Genomic DNA, 16,027 nt, shown 5'->3' with positions numbered 1-16,027 from the left:
GATATGCCAAGCCTCGGCACGCAAGGAAACCCCATGACTATCGGATCGAAAATCGCTTGGGACGACACCGTCCTGCCCTTTCAGCTTGACCGCTCGGACATCCGGGGTCGTGTCGCACGGCTTGACGGTGTGCTCGATCAGGTGCTGGCGCAACATGATTATCCCCCCGCGATCGAGGAGCTTGTCTCCGAAATGGCGGTGCTGACCGCGCTGATCGGCCAGACGATCAAGCTGCGCTGGAAGCTGTCGTTGCAGGTGCGCGGCGACGGGCCGGCCCGCTTGATCGCGACGGATTACTACGGCCCCACCGACGAAGGCGAGCCCGCCCGCGTGCGCGCCTATGCCAGCTATGACAAGGAAGCGGACCTGTCCGGCGCGCCGTTCGATTTGATCGGGCGCGGGTATTTCGCGATCCTCATTGATCAGGGCAAAGGCATGCAGCCCTATCAGGGCATCACCCCCATCGCAGGCGGGTCTCTCGCGGCCTGTGCGGAAACCTATTTCGCGCAGTCCGAACAGTTGCCGACGCGGTTCGCCATCAGCCATGGCCGCAGCCAAAGCCCCGGTGAGCCGGAGCGCTGGCGCGCGGGCGGCGTGATGCTTCAGACCATGCCCAAGGCCAGCCCTCTGATGGCGCAGGCCGAAGCCACGGGTGACGAAGGTCTGTTGCAGCCGGAGGATATGCTGGAAGGCGACGAGGGCGAAAACTGGGCGCGCGCCAATATCCTGCTCGACACTGTCGATGATCTCGAACTGATCGGCCCCTATGTGCAGCCGACGGATCTGCTGGTGCGTCTGTTCCACGAAGAAGCCCCGCGCGTCTACGATGCACAGCCGGTGAAATTCGGCTGCACCTGTTCGGCGGATCGGGTGCGGCAGTCGCTGTCGATCTATTCGGCCAAGGACATCCGCACGATGACCACGGACGAAGGCATCGTGACGGCGGATTGCCAGTTCTGCGGTGCGCATTACGAATTTGACCCCAAGACGCTGGGGTTCGAGGCCGAGAAGCCGGTGGATGACGGCGCGGATGGTGATGCCTCCGATGACGGTCAATCCTGATCTGAAAGACAGGCTGTGCCGGGCGATCGATGCGCCCGGCCGGCCCAGTTCGGACTATGATCTGAACCCTGACACGGTCCTGTCGGAGGGACGCAAGCTGCGCCATGCGGGCGTGCTGATCGCGATCTCCGATGCACCGCAGCCCCATGTTTGGCTGACCAAACGCTCCCCCCGTTTGAAACATCATCCCGGTCAGGTGGCTTTCCCCGGTGGGAAGCTGGAGCCTCAGGTGGACCGTGACGTGACCGACGCCGCGCTGCGCGAGGCCGAAGAGGAAATCGGTCTGCCGCGCGCCCGCGTCGATCTGCTGGGGACCTTGCCGCCGCATGAAACCGTCACCGGGTTTACCGTGACGCCGGTGATCGGGCTGGTGGCTGGGGCCTTTGCCCCGCGTCCCGAGCTGGGCGAGGTGGCGGAGGTGTTTACCGTGCCGCTGGCCCATCTGCTCGACCCTGACAGCTACCGCATTGAACGGCGTCGCTGGCGCGGGGATTGGCGGGCCTATTACACCGTCCCGTGGGGGCCCTATTACGTTTGGGGCGCGACCGCGCGGATGCTGCGGGCTCTCGCTGATCGGATGGGCGCATGACGGGCGTGGGGCGGATTTCGGCGCGCTGGCTGCGCGCGGCCCCCGCGCAGCGGGTATGCGCCATGCTGGAGGAGGCGGGCCACAGCGCGCTGTTCGTGGGCGGCTGCGTGCGCAACGCGCTGATCGGCGCGCCGGTGTCGGATCTCGATCTGGCCACCGACGCCACGCCGGAGCGGGTGATCGCGCTGGCGCAGGCGGCGGGCCTGCGCGCGATCCCCACCGGGATAGACCACGGCACGGTCACCGTTCTGGCAGCGGGCGAGTCGGTCGAAATCACGACGTTCCGTCGAGATGTCGAAACCGATGGCCGCCATGCCACCGTCGCCTTTTCGAACGATGTGGCCGAAGACGCCGCGCGCCGTGATTTCACGATGAACGCGCTTTATGCCGATGCGCGCGGGCAGGTGCATGACCCGCTGGGCGGGTTGCCGGATCTGCTGGCCCGGCGGGTGCGGTTCGTCGGCGACCCTGCCGCCCGCGTGGCAGAAGACTACCTGCGGATCCTGCGCTTCTTCCGGTTTACCGCGTGGTATGGCGATCCGGCGCGCGGGATGGATGCCGAGGGCCTCGCTGCCTGTGCCGCCGGGGCGGAGGGGCTCGCGCGTATATCGGCGGAACGCATCGGCGCGGAATTGCGCAAATTGTTGTCAGCCCCCGATCCCGCCCCCGCCGTGGCGGCGATGGCGCAGGCCGGGGTGCTGCGGGTGATCCTGCCCGGTGCCGATCCGCGCGCGCTGGCACCATTGGTGCATCTGGAGGCTGAACATCACCTGCCCGCCGATCCTATCGCGCGGCTGGCGGGTTTAAGCGGGGACGACGCCGCCCAACGCCTGCGCCTGTCGCGGGCGCAGGCCAAACGGCTCACCGCACTGCGCGATGCGGCCACCGGCACCCATGGCCCGGCGGCGCTGGGCTATCTGCTGGGCGCGGAAGATGCGGGGCATGCGTTGACCCTGCGCGGGGCGCTGCTGGAACAGCCCGTCGCGCCCTTCGCGGCGGATGTCGCGCGCGGTGCGGCGGCGGAGTTTCCCATCACTGCCGCCGACCTGCCTGAAACCGGGCGCGCGCTGGGCGCGCGGCTGAAAACCCTGCGCGTCGCGTGGCTACGCGCGGATCTGCACCCCGACCGGGCGGCGCTGCTGGCGCTGCCGCCCGAGGGCGATGCAGATTAAAGGAACGCGGTTTCCTCGAAGCTGCGCAGCTTGCGCGAATGCAGCCGTTCCAGCGGCATCCCCCGCAAAAGCTCCATCGCGCGCACCCCGATCAACAGATGCCGCGCCACCTGCGTTTTGTAGAATTCCGACGCCATGCCGGGCAGCTTCAGCTCCCCATGCAGCGGCTTGTCGGACACACAGAGCAACGTCCCATACGGCACGCGGAAGCGGAAGCCATTGGCCGCGATCGTCGCGCTTTCCATATCCAGTGCCACGGCGCGCGACTGGCTCAGCCGTTTGACCGGGCCGGACTGGTCGCGCAACTCCCAGTTGCGGTTGTCGATGGTGGCGACGGTGCCGGTGCGCATGATCCGCTTTAGCTCATAGCCTTCCAGCTTGGTGATCTGCTCCACCGCGTCCTCCAACGCGATCTGGATTTCCGCCAGCGCCGGGATCGGGGTCCAGACCGGCAGGTCGTCATCCAGAACGTGATCTTCGCGCAGATAGGCATGGGCCAGCACAAAATCCCCAAGGCTTTGCGAATTGCGCAGCCCGGCGCAGTGGCCGACCATCAGCCACGCATGTGGGCGCAGCACGGCGATGTGGTCGGTCGCGGTCTTCGCATTCGACGGACCCACCCCGATATTGACCAGCGTGATGCCGCCGGAATCTTTGTGCTTCAGGTGGTAGGTCGGCATTTGCGGCAGCTTTGCCGGTGTGGGCATGGGCGTGTCGGCATCGGTGATCTCGACATTGCCGGGACCGACAAACGCGGTGTAGCCGCTGTCGGGATCGGCCAGCATCTGCCGCGCGTAGACCTCGAATTCCTCGACATAGAACTGGTAGTTGGTGAACAGCACGTGGTTCTGGAAATGGCTTGGATCGGTGGCGGTATAGTGGCTTAGCCGTGCCAGAGAATAATCGATCCGCTGCGCGGTAAACGGCGCCAGCGGCCCCGACCCGTCATCATGCAGATAGCCAAAATCATTGACGATCGCGTCATTGGTGATCGCCAGATCGGGCACGTCGAACACGTCGCGCAGCTGATAGGTCAGCGTGCCTTCCTGCGGGACGGTGACGCCGCTGTCATTGGCCACGGCAAAATGCACCGGCATCGGCGTCGAAGACGCGCCGATCATCACCGGCAGCCCGTGGTTCTTCATCAGCAGGCCGATCTGCTGGGTCAGGTAATTCTCGAACAGGCGCGGCCGGGTGACGGTGGTGGAATAGGTGCCCGGCACCGCCACATGGCCAAAGGCCAGACGGCTGTCGGCCTTGGCAAAGCTGGTCGTGGTGAACCGGATTTCCGGGTAATAGGCGCGATACCGCTGCGCCGGTTGTGGCCCGGTCACGGCGGCGGTGAAGCCTTCGCACAGGAAATTCACCGCATGATCGTAAAGCTCGATCAGCCGCGCCACGGCGGCGGCAGGATCGGTGAATTGCTCATGCGCGGGCACTTCCGGCGAAAGGATCGGGGTAATGTGGTCGCTGGTATTCATCAGGAATTGGTCTCGATCAGGTCGGTCAGTTCGAACCGGGTGACATCCACCAGCCCGAGGTCTGAAATACGAAGCTCGGGGATCACCACGAGCGCGAGCAGCGAATGCTGCATATAGGCGTTGTTGAGCGTGCAGCCGGACGCGGCCATCGCCTGTCCCAGCGCCTGCGCGCGGGCGGCGACCTCGGCGGCGGGGCTGTCGGACATCAGCCCGGCGATGGGCAATTCGACCAAGGCGCGTTCCTCGCCCTCGGCCCACAGCGTCACACCGCCGCCCACCTCGCCCAGCCGGTTCGCGGCGGCGGCCATCATCGCCCGGTCGGTGCCAACGACAATCATGTGGTGGCTGTCATGCGCCACGGTCGAGGCCAGCGCCATCCGCCCGGTATAGCCGAACCCCGAAACAAAGGCATTGGTCACCCCGCCGGTGCCACGATGCCGTTCGACCAGCGCGATCTGGCAGGTGTCGCCCGCCCCCTCGATCAGCCCCTCCCGCACCGGCAGGTCGGCGGACAGCGCGCGGGTCGGCGCTTGGTTCTCCACCACGCCGATGACCTTCACCCGCGCGCTCTCCGCCCCATCGGGCGCGGCGATTTCGAAATCCTGCGCGGTCAGATCACGGCCCAGATGCACGGTGGCGCGGGCGTCGTCGGGCCAGTCCAAATGCGGGCAATCCACCTGGATCTCGCCACCCTCGGCCACCACCACGCCGCGCGCGATCACCATCTCGATCGGCAGCGCGCGCAGGTCCGAGGTCAGGATCACATCCGCCCGCCGCCCCGGCGCGATGGAGCCGATCTCCCGCTCCAGTCCGAAATGCGTGGCGGTGTTGATCGTTGCCATCTGCAACGCGATCAGCGGATCGCAGCCGCAATCGATGGCGTGCCGCACAACGCGGTTCATATGCCCGTCATGGATCAACGTGCCGGAATGGCAATCATCGGTGCACAGGATGAAATTGCGCGGGTCGAGCCCCTTTTCGGTGATCGCCGTGATCTGGCTTTCCACGTCATACCACGCGGAGCCAAGCCGCAGCATGGCGCGCATGCCTTGGCGCACGCGGGCGATGGCGTCGGCCTCCTGCGTGCCCTCATGGTCATCCGCCGGGCCCCCCGCCGCATAGGCGTGGAACGCGGGGCCAAGGTCGGGGCTCGCGTAATGCCCGCCCACCGTCTTGCCCGCCGCCTGTGTGGCCGCGATTTCCGCCAGCATCTTGGCGTCGCCATTCACCACGCCGGGGAAATTCATCATCTCCCCCAAACCGATGATGCCGGGCCAATCCATCGCCTCCGCGACATCGTCGGGGGTGATCTCATGGCCTGTGGTTTCCAATCCCGGCGCCGACGGTGCGCAGGACGGCATCTGCGTCCACATGTTCACCGGCTGCAACAGCGCCTCGTCATGCATCAGTCGCACGCCGCGTAAGCCAAGAACATTGGCGATCTCATGCGGATCGGTGAACATCGATGTGGTGCCATGCGGGATCACCGCGCGCGCAAATTCGGCAGGCGTCAGCATCCCGCTTTCGACATGCATATGCGCGTCGCACAGGCCGGGGATCATGTAGCGCCCCTGCGCCTCGATCACCTGCGTGTCCGGGCCGATGCAATGGGACGCATCCGGCCCGCAATAGGCGAACCGCCCATCGGCAATGGCGATGTCTTGGTTTTCAAGCGTCTCGCGGGTCTGAACATTCACCCAAATGCCGCCGCGGATGACCGTGTCGGCAGGGGCGCGGCCCGCGGCCACGGCGACAAGTCGGGGGGCGGATTGCGCCCATGTCTTCAGGATCTCCATGGTGCAAGCTGACACGACCCGATAGCCGGCCACAAGACCCGCCGCACCGCATTCCGCCGGGTCGCGACCGATGGAGCAGCAACCGCCCGTTCAGGCGGCAGGCTTGCGTGCATTTCGGATGCGCAGGCGGGCGGCACGCGCTACTCTGACCCCGCATCCCCCTTGATCCGGAGCCACCATGAGCCCGCCGCTGTTTTCCTCGTTGCCCAATATCGCCAACTGGCCCGCCCGCGTCGATCTGGCTGCGGCCTTCCGCTGGACCGCCCGGCTCGATCTGCACGAGGCCGTCGCCAATCATTTCTCGCTCGCGATCAACGGCGATGGCACCCGGTTCCTGATGAACCCCAATCAGATGCATTTCGCCCGCATCCGGGCCTCAGACCTGATCGAACTGGACGCCAACGACCCGGCGGCGATGGAGGGGCCGAACGCGCCCGATCCCACCGCGTGGGGCCTGCATGGCGCAATCCATCGCGCCTGTCCGCATGCCCGATGCGCGATGCATGTCCATTCGATCCACGCGACGGTTCTCGCCAGCCTAGCCGACAGCCGCCTGCCTGCGATCGACCAAAACACCGCGATGTTTTTCGGGCGTCATGCCGTTGACGACCAATATGGCGGCTTGGCGTTCGAGGAGGAGGGCGCACGCTGCGCCGCGCTGCTGGCCGACCCAAAGGTTCAGGTGCTGGTAATGGGCAATCACGGCGTCATGGTCGTGGGCCGCACCGTCGCCGAAACCTTCACCCGGTTGTTCTATTTCGAACGCGCGGCGGAAACCTATATCCGGGCGCTGCAAACCGGCCAGCCGCTGCGACACCTGTCCGATGAGATCGCGGAAAAGACCGCGCAGGAGCTCGACGACTACCCCGAAATGGCCGACCGCCACCTGAAGGAACTGCGCCTGATCCTTGATGCCGAAGGCTCCGACTACGCAAGCTGACGGCTCACGGTTAAGGCCCCCTTAACCAATTCACGCGACGCTGGCGGGCAGCTACAGGAGCCCGCCAGATGACCGTTCCGCAATCGCCTCCGCGTCCGCTTCCGCTGTCGCCTGCACGTCCCGTCACGCGAACCCTGATTTTGGGGCTCAACTTCGCGCCGGAGCCGATCTCGACCGCGCCCTATACCACCCGGCTTGCCAGCTATCTGGCGCGGCACGGGCACAGCGTGCATGTCGTCACCGCCACCCCCTATTTCCCCGCATGGGCGCGGCCCACGGGCTGGCCCCGCGCGCGGTATGTCACGCGCACCCCTGCCGCGAACCTGCGGGTCACCCATTGCCCGCATTACATCCCCCGGCGCCCGACAGGGCTGCGGCGGCTGGTGCATCAGGCCAGTTTCGCGCTCACCGCCGCGCCGGTGATGATCGCGCAGGCCCTGCGCCACCCTCCCGACCGTGTGGTGGTAATCGCCCCGGCGCTGGTATCCGCACCGCTGGGCTGGTTGGCAGCGCGGCTTGCGGGGGCGCCCGCATGGCTGCATCTGCAGGATCTCGAACTCGATGCGGCGCGCGCAACCGGGCTTATCGGTCCGGCCCCGCTTGCGACCCGCATCGAACGCTGGGTGTTGCGCCGCTTCGATAGGGTCAGCACGATTTCCACCCAGATGTGCGCCCGCGTCGCCGCCAAAGGGGTCGCGCCCCACCGCATCCAGGAATTGCGCAATTGGGCAGAACCAATGCCCCCGCCGACCACTGCGCAGATGACCGCCCTGCGCCGCGCCTTGGGCATCACCACCCCGCATGTGCTGCTGTATTCCGGGGCGCTGGGCCGCAAACAGGGGCTGGAGGCGATCCCAGACCTGGCCCATCGTTTGCGCCATCGCCGAGATCTGACGCTGCTGATCTGTGGCGACGGACCCATGCGCCCGATGCTTGAACAGGCCGCCCGCGATCACCCGAACCTGCGCGTGGCGCCCCTGCAGCCGCGGGATCGGCTTGGCGCGTTGCTCGGCCTTGCCACCGTGCACTTGCTGCCGCAGATCGCCGATGCCGCTGACCTCGTTCTGCCGTCGAAACTAACCAACATGCTGGCCTCCGGGCGTCCGGTCCTTGCCACCGCCGCGCCTGGCACCGCCCTCGCGGCCGAGGTCGCGGGCTGCGGTGTCGTTGTGCCCCCCGGAGATACCACCGCCCTGGTCGTCGAACTCGATCTGCTGCTGCAAGACCCGGATCGCCGGGCGACGCTGGGCAGCGCGGGACGCCGGGCCGCGCGGGACAGATGGCACGCCGACACCATCCTTGCCCGCTGGCACGAAGAGCTGGGCCGCCTGACCCGCCGCAACGCTCAATACCGGGCCTCCGAAAACGCCAGCGCCACGACGCCGTAGCCCGCATCGTTCAGATGCACCGCGTCGCTGCGCAGGGAGCGCGGCACCAGATCATCGGCCACATCGGCGCTATCCTCCGCGCCCCCGTCTGAGGCCGCCTGCAATGCGGCCATCAGATCCACGAACCGGTCGTCATAGATCGCGCTCAGATCGGAATTCAGCTGCAATATCCCCTGTCGCGCGGGCGCCGAATCCACCGCGCTGGTCAGCACGGACCCGACCAGAACATGCCCGTGCCCGGCATGAGCAACCATCGCGGCAATGTCGGATTTCACGACCTCGGGGTCCGTATGGTTGTTGCGCCCCGCCCAGATCCACAGCGTCCGCGTGCCGGTATCGCCCGCGCTGTCGGGGATGACCGTGACCGTGCCGGGGCACGCAACCTCGGCCCCGGCAGAGGTCCGGGTAAAGCTCCAGTTGCCGCCTGCATCGGTGCGCACGATCCCCGCCGCGTCACCGATCTGCGCGGGCATCTCGCCCGCTGGCGCGCCGCTTTCCATCAGCACATCCACGCTTTGCCCGCTCAGGGCGACGGGGCTGTCGGACACCACGCGCAGATTGCGAATGCGGTAGCTGCCGATCTGCGTGTGCGCCATGAACAGCAGGGCGGTGGCCTGCGGCTCCGCCGCGTCGCCCACGGTAAAGTTCAGCACCTTATGTCCGCCTTGAGAGAAGCCGGTCGTCGCGGCCCACCCGCCCGAGGCCTGCGCCGCGCTTTCGGCATTGACCAGACCAACCTCCAGCCATGGCGCATCGATCTCTAGATCAAACTCCACCGTGACCACGGTGCCGCTGGGCAGGGTTGCGCCCAGCCACAGCTGCGCGCCCGATTGCGCCGTGCCGACGGTGGTCAGCCGCAGGGCGTCCCCGTCCACGGCCACCTCCGCATAGGGCGCCACAGCGCGGCGCGGACCCCAGCCCTGTAACCCCTCGGTGAAGTCCCAATTTTGGTCGATCCGCGCCGGAATCGCGCCGTCGGGCACCGTGACGGTGATCGGAACACCGCCCTGCCGTGCCGCGATCTGGGTCGATGTTTGGCCCCCGACGCCGCGATTATCTATGTCGCGCGCCGCTCTTGGCAGGGCGGCCGCCTGCGCCGGGAAGGCCAGCCGTGCGCCGCTGGCCCCCGCCCCGGCAGACAGGCTGTCACCCCACACGGTCACGGGCCGATTGGCCAAGGCCCACGTCCTTTGCCGCAGACCCCCGCCGATGGCCGCGGCACCAATTCCGATCCCAAGTCCCAGCATGATGACCTCTCTTCTGTTCGGCGCACCGGCGATAAGGCCGGGCGTTTCAGACAGAGAGCATCGTGCCCATTGGTTAATATACCCCGGCCTCAGCGCGCGCATCGCTGTCCTCCTGCCCCCAGGCCGGCCCGTGGCGCGCGGTTGCGCCGGGCGGGCTGCGCAGGTCGCGCTGGCCGATCTGGCGGGCCGGGTTTCCGGCAACGATTTGCCATGGCGGCACATTTCGCATCGTGACGGCACGGGCAGCCACCACCGCGCCGTGCCCCACACTGACACCGGGACCGACGAACGCCTCTGCCGCGATCCACGCGCGCGGCGCCACCCGGATCGGCGCGGTGATCAGGCGAAATTCCGGATCGTCGAGCCGGTGCGACCCGGTGCACAGATGCGCGCGTTGCGACACCACCGCCCCCGCGCCAATGTCGATTCGGTCCATCGAGTAGAGCCACGCGCCACGCCCGATCAGCGCCTCGGCCCCGATGCTCAGGGTCGCGGGCCGCCAGATCCGCACCGATCCATGCAGACGCGCGTTCCACGCCACTTGCGCGCCAAACAGCCGCAGCACCGCGATGCGCCAACGGTGCAGCGGCGCGGGCGTCCACGCGGCCAGCAAGACCCACGCGACCTGAAACAGGGCCCGCTCTAGCCGGTTGCTCAGGCTAAAGCTGGCCGCACCACGGGCGACGTTGCCGCCGGTCAGGCCATTTGCCATTGATGCGCCTCCTCGCGGATGTCGGTCAGCACCTGGGCCAAGGCCTGCGCGGCACGCTCGACGGTAAAATCGCTTGCGTGCAAGCGCTTGGCCGCTGCGGACATCTGCGCGCGCCGGGGTGGGTCCAGTGCGCCCCAGCGGTGCAGCAGCCGTGTGATCCCGCTGGCATCGTCCTGTTCGATCAATCCCGCGCCGGCCTCCGCGATGCGGGGGGCGATGTTGACGGCATGGGTGGTCAGAACCGGCGTCGCGCAGGCCATCGCCTCGGCCAGCACGATGCCGAAATTCTCGCCATGGGACGGCAGGCAAAGCGCATCTGCCCCCATCAATGCCCCCCATTTGCTTGCGCCGCTCAGCGGACCGGGGAAATACACCCGCCGTCTGATCCCGCTATGCTGGGCAAGTTTGCGCAGGGAGGGCGTCATGCCGTCAGGGTCCGGCCCCGCCAGCACCAGTTGCAGGCCCGGATGCCGCGCCGCGCTTTGGGCAAAGGCCGGGATCAGCAGGTCGAGCCCCTTTTTGGGGTGAAATCGTGACATGAACAGCAGGTAGGGCCGATTGGGCATCTGCACCCGCGCGGCAAAGGCCAGCGGCCCCTCTGCCCGTTCGCGCTGGGACGGGCGCGCGGCGCCATAGGGCAGGACATGAGGCCGGATCGGGGTCTGCGCAAAGGCGGCGCGCGCGGCGCGAGCCTCTCCTTCGGAGGTAAAAAGAACCCGTGCCGCGCCCTCCATCACCTCCGCCTGTGCCGCCCACCAGATCACCTGCTTGGCCAGATGGCGCAGCGGCGCGGCACGGCGAAACCACGGGTCGAGCATCCCATGGGTAAACACGACATAGGGCAGGCCGCTGGCCCGCGCCGCGCGCCCGCCGCCGATCACGGCATGGTTCCAGAGCCCATGAATGACGCAGGCGTCGAAGCGGTCGGCATGCGCGGTGATCCACTGGGCCGGGCGCGGGGTGTAGCCATATCGCCCCAGCCCCGGTCCCAGCGGATGCAGGGGCAGCGGGAACCCTCGGACGGGTCCGGCATCTAGGCTGACGACTTCGGTCTGGTGCCCGGCTTTCGCGTGATACGCGGCGGAGCGTAGCAGCCCCTCGACCGGGCCGCCTTGATCGGGGTGGACACTGTGAATGACCCGCAAAATCCGCATTAGATCAGCCTTCCATGTGGTAGGGTATGGGCGGGGGCGCTGAGCGCCGCGCCGCAGATAAGCCCGTGCGCCAGAGCGACCCCGCAACCCAGCGCCACGGGTGGCGCGATCACGCCGGCCAGCGCGACGCCAGCGCCAAGCCCGACAGCCGCGCCCAGCGGCGCCGAAAGCGCGATCCGGCGATGGGCATTGCGGGCCGCGCGCGGCGCCAGACAGGCGGTCCACCCCATTTCCAGCAGAACGGACAGGCCAATTGCGGCCAGCAGCGCGGACTGCGCGGTGACGCTGCCGCCGGAAAACCAGTGGATCAGCATCAGGCCCAGCGCGGCGAGGATCGCGGCATAGGCAAGCGCGCCCATGCCGATCAGGGTCTGGTGCAGACGGATCAGGGCGGCGACCCTCTGCGCCCGTCCGGCCCCGAACGCGTAGCTGTATTCGGGGACAAGCGCGTGGTTCACCAGCGTCGCGGCGGTGGTGCCCGCCCGCGCCACGGTCCGCGTCACCGCATAGAGCGCGACCCCCGTCGGCCCGCTCATCAGCCCCAGCAGCAGAGGCGGAGCATGCAGCAGACCGGCCTGTGCCAGCGGGATCAGCAGATAGGACAGCGCGGGAGAGGCCAGCAGCCGCAAGCGGTCGCGCCGCGCCTCGGGCACCCCGCTGCGCAATCCACTGCGCAGCCACGGGGCGAGGCGCCGCAGGCGCCACCACAGCACCCCGCAGGCCACGGCTCGCATCAGACAGGCCGCCGCCGCCGCGCTTGCGATGCCGTGACCCAGAAGCGCGACGGTGACGACAGCCATGCCCTCGGCAATGCGGGCGGTAGCGGCGGCCGTAATCTCCTCCGCCGGGCGACCGATGCCGCGCAACCCCGCGCAGCCCAACAGAAAGAACTGGCTCAAACCGGCGGTCGCCGCCAGCCACGCGATGGCGGCAGCGACCTCGCCCCCCTGTGACAGCCGCGCCAGCCAACCGATGTGCCACGCCATAAGCACCCCGCCCGCAATCAGCAGCGCTAGCACGGCACAGCTGCCCAGCAGCAGCACCAGCACGCTTTGGTAGCTGGCGCGCGCGCCGGCGCGGTCCCCCCGTGCAAGCCGCAGCGCAAGGTCGTTTTTTACGGCGAAGGTGAAGCCCAGATCCGATAGCGCCAGCAGCCCGGCGAGCGCCGTGAGCATGGCCCATGTGCCGAACCCGTCGATGCCCCAAGCGGCGATCAGCAGGGGCACGCTTACCAATTGCACGGTCAGGAGCCCGGCCTGTCCGCCGCCTTGGGCCAGTATGTTCCGGCGCAGGCTCATCGGTGCGGGTCCGGTGCGAGGGCAAAGACGCGGCTCACCAGCCAGCAGGCAAGCCAGGCCAGCACCGCGTGCCGCAGGGCAAAGACCAGCGCCGCGTCGAGCGTGGTTTCCGCGAGGATCCAAGTGATGCAGCAGGCGGTGTATCCGGCCAGTCCGCGCCGCAGATCGCCAAATCCGATATTCAGCAACAGCACGACCGGCAGCATCACGGCGAAGACCAGCGGCAGCACCGCCGTCGGTCCACCGATCGCCAATGCGCTGGCCGCCAGCCCCAGAACGGGACGGGCTGCATTGCCGTGGATGCGGATGCCGTACTCCCACGCGATGAGATCGGCGCCGGTGGCCGCGCTTTTGGCGATCAGGAGAGAGGGCAGCACCCCTTCCGCCACCTCCCGTAGGAAGGGGGCGGGCCCGATCACATGGCTTTGGGCCACGCCGCGCAGCACTTGGTCCACCGGCAGGATCAGGGCGAACCGGTCCAGATTGGCGCTGACCGGATAGATGTAGCTGCCGCCCTCGCGATAGGCGTAGGAGAAGCTTGCCGCGATGCGCGCATCCTCGGCCCGAAGCGCGCGGGGATCGAACCCGGCATCGACAAGGATCGACCACGCCGCCGCAATGCGCCCGTCCAGCCCCAGATCCAGAAAATCGGCGCGCATGATATGCACCACCGGCCCGACATAGAGCAACAGCACCGCCCCCGCCGCCACCGTGCCCAGCAGCCGGGCGGGGGTGGGCTGCAGGCGCAGGGCGATGGCGCCCATAGCCAGCACGATCAACGCTTCGCCCAGCTCTTTCTTGGTGTTGGCGACCACCGTCATGCCCAGCATCAGCAGAAGCGCGGCCAGCAGCCAGAACCGCGCGCGGGGTCCGTGACGCCCGGCGGCGAGCGTCGTGCCAGCGGCAAGGGCCATCACCAGCAGCACCGAAAGCGTGCCAAACCCGCCAAAGCCCGCGCCCTGCTCGATCATGCCGTTGACCAGCCGGGGCCGCAGCAGCACATGCGCCAGCGCCGCCGCCATGCCGACAGCCAGCAGCGGCAGAAAGGCACGCTGCAACAGCGCCGGATCGGCCAGCCGCAGGGTCATCGGTGGGGCGGGCATACGCGCGGCCAGCATCCCCGCCAGCCGCACCGCCGCCCAGAGCCCCAGATGACCTATCAGCAGCAGGGTCGCGGCGGCATCGGCATGGCCGAGGTTGTCCTGTAGCGGCTGACCCAGCGCCGCCTTGATGATCAGCGCAAGCGTGCCGCCATAGAGCCCGCCATAAAACAGCACCGCATCACCGGGCCAGATCCGATCCCGCAGGAGGGCGGCACAGCCGGTGAGCGAAATCACAATCAGCGCGATTAGCGGCCAAGGCGCGGAGCCAAGGCCCAGATGCACCGCAGCCAGCGCCAGATGCCCCGCGCCCACACCCCAGGCCACAGTGCCCCGCAGCGGCACGGGACCGGGCGGGTGGGGCAGGGCGGGAACGGGCGGCGGCACACGCATTGACGGCTCCTGAACGCTGACTGCATCCAGTTAGCTGGGGTTTGGTTAACAAATCGTTTGAACGTGCCGCCCCTGCGCCCCCTTGACCCGTGGGGCGAAAACCGCAACACGCGACGGACCCCAGTGCAGGAGCCCGTCATGCCCTCGAAGAAATCCGCCCCTGATGTCTTTACCCTGTTGGTGGAGCTGGGCCGCAAATCCGGCGATGGTTTGCCCAAGAACGCCATCGGCGCTGGGCTGCTCTGCTTTGCGTCGGGGCGGGACGAGGCCGAAGCCGTGCGCGAAACCGTCGCCATTCTGAAGCAGGCCGATATGGCCCCGCTGGACGTGACCGGCTACGGCACCCTGTCGGAGCGGGAGCAGATGGGGCACGAGATTTCAGACGAGGAACGCGCGCTGATGCAGCAGGCGATGGACGAGAATTCGGTCATCGTGGCAGAGATGACGCCGTTCTTTGCCGCCAAGGAGCGCGACGCGTTTCTGGCCGAGGATGACGCCTGACCCGAAAGGACCCCCATGTCGCATGAGCCCGTCGACCCCGTTGCCCTGACCGCCGCTTTGGTGCGCTGTGCCTCCGTCACGCCGGAGGAGGGCGGCGCGTTGCAACTGCTGGAGCAGATGCTGACCGACGCGGGGTTCACCTGCACCCGCGTTGATCGCAACGGCACGCCGAACCTGTTTGCCCGCTGGGGCGCAAAGGGCCACGCGCGCAGTTTCGGCTTCAACGGGCATACGGATGTGGTGCCGGTGGGCGATGCGGCGGCGTGGACTGTCGATCCTTTCGGCGCGGAGATCCGTGACGGGATGCTGTGGGGCCGCGGCGCGACAGACATGAAATCCGGCGTTGCGGCCTTTGCCGCCGCCGCTGTCGATTTTGTGCGCGACACGCCCCCCGATGGCGCGATCATTCTGGCGATCACCGGGGACGAAGAGGGCCCGGCCCGCGATGGCACCGTGGCGTTGCTCGATTGGATGGCGGCTGAAGGCGAGGCAATGAGCGCCTGTCTGGTGGGGGAGCCAACCTGCCCCGAGGATCTGGGCGACATGATGAAGATCGGGCGCCGCGGCTCGATCAGCGGGTTCTTCACGGCGACGGGCGTGCAGGGTCATGTCGCCTATCCGCACCGGGCACGAAACCCGGCCCATGCGATGGTGTCGCTGCTGCACCGGCTGACCGCCGCGCCGCTGGATGAGGGCACCGACCATTTCGATCCCTCCACCTTGCAGGTCACGACCATCGATATCGGCAATCCGGCGACGAATGTCGTCCCGGCCAGTTGCCAGGCCGTGATGAACGTGCGGTTCAACGATCTGCACAGCGGCGCGTCGCTTACGGCGTGGATGGAAACGGCTGCCGCCGAGATCGCCGCTGACACCGGGGTCGAGATCGCTGTCGAAACCCGGCTGTCCGGCGAGGCGTTTCTGACGCCGCCCGGCGCGCTGTCCGATCTCGTCGCGGGCGCGGTCCGGGCTGTGACAGGCCGGGCGCCGGTGTTGTCGACATCGGGCGGCACGTCGGACGCGCGCTTCGTCAAGGATCACTGCCCGGTGGTGGAATTCGGGCTTGTCGGGAAATCGATGCATCAGGTGGACGAACGCGTCCCGGTGGATCAGATCCCGGCCCTGAAATCGGTCTATGCCCGCATCCTGAAGGACTATTTCAGCTAAAACCAGCGCAGCCCGCCAATGGGCGGG

Annotated in this window: 14 protein-coding genes; 7 read left to right on the top strand and 7 right to left on the bottom strand. The window is 67.8% G+C overall.

Features of this window, described 5'->3' with window-relative positions:
- The first annotated feature begins 33 nt into the window (after positions 1-33).
- From hslO to CBW24_RS00495, 3 genes are read left to right on the top strand one after another with little or no spacing between them, the layout of a single operon-like run.
- Positions 34-1,062 carry an Hsp33 family molecular chaperone HslO gene (gene hslO / locus CBW24_RS00505; protein ID WP_088663103.1) on the top strand — a complete coding sequence of 343 codons (1,029 nt, stop codon included), beginning with the start codon at positions 34-36 and terminating at the stop codon, positions 1,060-1,062.
- Positions 1,046-1,651, top strand: a complete 606-nt coding sequence (locus CBW24_RS00500) for a CoA pyrophosphatase (protein ID WP_088663193.1) — start codon at positions 1,046-1,048, stop codon at positions 1,649-1,651. Before hslO ends, CBW24_RS00500 begins: the two co-directional genes overlap by 17 nt.
- Complete coding sequence (locus CBW24_RS00495) at positions 1,648-2,823, top strand: CCA tRNA nucleotidyltransferase (protein WP_097372314.1); 1,176 nt, start codon at positions 1,648-1,650, stop codon at positions 2,821-2,823. Before CBW24_RS00500 ends, CBW24_RS00495 begins: the two co-directional genes overlap by 4 nt.
- Here the strand turns inward: CBW24_RS00495 and CBW24_RS00490 are convergent.
- Positions 2,820-4,304 (bottom strand): AMP nucleosidase, encoded by a 1,485-nt coding sequence (locus tag CBW24_RS00490; protein ID WP_088663105.1) that lies wholly within the window; start codon positions 4,302-4,304, stop codon positions 2,820-2,822. The genes CBW24_RS00495 and CBW24_RS00490 overlap by 4 nt on opposite strands.
- Positions 4,304-6,100, bottom strand: coding sequence for an adenine deaminase (locus tag CBW24_RS00485; protein ID WP_097372313.1), 1,797 nt, complete (start codon positions 6,098-6,100; stop codon positions 4,304-4,306). Before CBW24_RS00485 ends, CBW24_RS00490 begins: the two co-directional genes overlap by 1 nt.
- Before the next feature lie 178 nt (positions 6,101-6,278).
- On the opposite strand from CBW24_RS00485, the gene CBW24_RS00480 reads away from it, so the two are divergent.
- Together CBW24_RS00480 and CBW24_RS00475 are read left to right on the top strand one after the other, a co-directional pair.
- Entirely contained in the window at positions 6,279-7,040 is a 762-nt protein-coding gene (locus CBW24_RS00480; RefSeq protein ID WP_088663107.1) for a class II aldolase and adducin N-terminal domain-containing protein, read from the top strand.
- Between the two features lie 68 nt (positions 7,041-7,108).
- Positions 7,109-8,428, top strand: a complete 1,320-nt coding sequence (locus tag CBW24_RS00475; protein ID WP_097372312.1) for a WcaI family glycosyltransferase — start codon at positions 7,109-7,111, stop codon at positions 8,426-8,428.
- On the opposite strand, the gene CBW24_RS00470 is transcribed toward CBW24_RS00475, so the two are convergent.
- The 5 genes from CBW24_RS00470 to CBW24_RS00445 form a co-directional block, all read right to left on the bottom strand.
- Positions 8,386-9,606 carry an SGNH/GDSL hydrolase family protein gene (locus CBW24_RS00470; protein ID WP_097372311.1) on the bottom strand — a complete coding sequence of 407 codons (1,221 nt, stop codon included), beginning with the start codon at positions 9,604-9,606 and terminating at the stop codon, positions 8,386-8,388. The two genes, CBW24_RS00475 and CBW24_RS00470, sit on opposite strands and share 43 nt — an antisense overlap.
- 142 nt (positions 9,607-9,748) lie before the next feature.
- Positions 9,749-10,387: an LbetaH domain-containing protein gene (locus CBW24_RS00465; protein WP_198405197.1), complete on the bottom strand. Its 639-nt coding sequence runs from the start codon at positions 10,385-10,387 to the stop codon at positions 9,749-9,751.
- Positions 10,372-11,541, bottom strand: a complete 1,170-nt coding sequence (locus CBW24_RS18460; RefSeq protein WP_198405196.1) for a glycosyltransferase — start codon at positions 11,539-11,541, stop codon at positions 10,372-10,374. Before CBW24_RS18460 ends, CBW24_RS00465 begins: the two co-directional genes overlap by 16 nt.
- On the bottom strand, positions 11,541-12,839 hold the full coding sequence (locus CBW24_RS00450) for a polysaccharide biosynthesis protein (RefSeq protein ID WP_097372309.1): 1,299 nt from the start codon (positions 12,837-12,839) through the stop codon (positions 11,541-11,543). Before CBW24_RS00450 ends, CBW24_RS18460 begins: the two co-directional genes overlap by 1 nt.
- The gene (locus CBW24_RS00445; RefSeq protein WP_097372308.1) at positions 12,836-14,332 is read right to left on the bottom strand and encodes a hypothetical protein; all 1,497 of its coding nucleotides are present in this window, start codon (positions 14,330-14,332) and stop codon (positions 12,836-12,838) included. Before CBW24_RS00445 ends, CBW24_RS00450 begins: the two co-directional genes overlap by 4 nt.
- Positions 14,333-14,470: 138 nt before the next feature.
- Here CBW24_RS00445 and CBW24_RS00440 point away from each other — a divergent pair, with 138 nt between their 5' ends.
- Both CBW24_RS00440 and dapE read left to right on the top strand, forming a co-directional pair.
- Positions 14,471-14,833 carry a DUF8846 family protein gene (locus tag CBW24_RS00440; protein ID WP_097372307.1) on the top strand — a complete coding sequence of 121 codons (363 nt, stop codon included), beginning with the start codon at positions 14,471-14,473 and terminating at the stop codon, positions 14,831-14,833.
- A 15-nt stretch (positions 14,834-14,848) separates the two neighbouring features.
- Positions 14,849-16,000: a succinyl-diaminopimelate desuccinylase gene (gene dapE, locus CBW24_RS00435; RefSeq protein WP_097372306.1), complete on the top strand. Its 1,152-nt coding sequence runs from the start codon at positions 14,849-14,851 to the stop codon at positions 15,998-16,000.
- Positions 16,001-16,027 lie beyond the last annotated feature (27 nt).

Source organism: Pacificitalea manganoxidans (genome assembly GCF_002504165.1).
GTDB lineage: Bacteria > Pseudomonadota > Alphaproteobacteria > Rhodobacterales > Rhodobacteraceae > Pacificitalea > Pacificitalea manganoxidans.
This window is presented reverse-complemented; position numbering and strand designations above follow the sequence as displayed.

What these genes read in the sequence shown, in the direction of transcription:
- hslO (WP_088663103.1), top strand. Translation starts at nt 34, where the DNA reads ATGACTATCGGATCGAAAATCGCTTGGGACGACACCGTCCTGCCCTTT.
- CBW24_RS00500 (WP_088663193.1), top strand. Translation starts at nt 1,046, where the DNA reads ATGACGGTCAATCCTGATCTGAAAGACAGGCTGTGCCGGGCGATCGAT.
- CBW24_RS00495 (WP_097372314.1), top strand. Translation starts at nt 1,648, where the DNA reads ATGACGGGCGTGGGGCGGATTTCGGCGCGCTGGCTGCGCGCGGCCCCC.
- CBW24_RS00490 (WP_088663105.1), bottom strand. Translation starts at nt 4,304, where the DNA reads ATGAATACCAGCGACCACATTACCCCGATCCTTTCGCCGGAAGTGCCC.
- CBW24_RS00485 (WP_097372313.1), bottom strand. Translation starts at nt 6,100, where the DNA reads ATGGAGATCCTGAAGACATGGGCGCAATCCGCCCCCCGACTTGTCGCC.
- CBW24_RS00480 (WP_088663107.1), top strand. Translation starts at nt 6,279, where the DNA reads ATGAGCCCGCCGCTGTTTTCCTCGTTGCCCAATATCGCCAACTGGCCC.
- CBW24_RS00475 (WP_097372312.1), top strand. Translation starts at nt 7,109, where the DNA reads ATGACCGTTCCGCAATCGCCTCCGCGTCCGCTTCCGCTGTCGCCTGCA.
- CBW24_RS00465 (WP_198405197.1), bottom strand. Translation starts at nt 10,387, where the DNA reads ATGGCAAATGGCCTGACCGGCGGCAACGTCGCCCGTGGTGCGGCCAGC.
- CBW24_RS18460 (WP_198405196.1), bottom strand. Translation starts at nt 11,541, where the DNA reads ATGCGGATTTTGCGGGTCATTCACAGTGTCCACCCCGATCAAGGCGGC.
- CBW24_RS00450 (WP_097372309.1), bottom strand. Translation starts at nt 12,839, where the DNA reads ATGAGCCTGCGCCGGAACATACTGGCCCAAGGCGGCGGACAGGCCGGG.
- CBW24_RS00445 (WP_097372308.1), bottom strand. Translation starts at nt 14,332, where the DNA reads ATGCGTGTGCCGCCGCCCGTTCCCGCCCTGCCCCACCCGCCCGGTCCC.
- CBW24_RS00440 (WP_097372307.1), top strand. Translation starts at nt 14,471, where the DNA reads ATGCCCTCGAAGAAATCCGCCCCTGATGTCTTTACCCTGTTGGTGGAG.
- dapE (WP_097372306.1), top strand. Translation starts at nt 14,849, where the DNA reads ATGTCGCATGAGCCCGTCGACCCCGTTGCCCTGACCGCCGCTTTGGTG.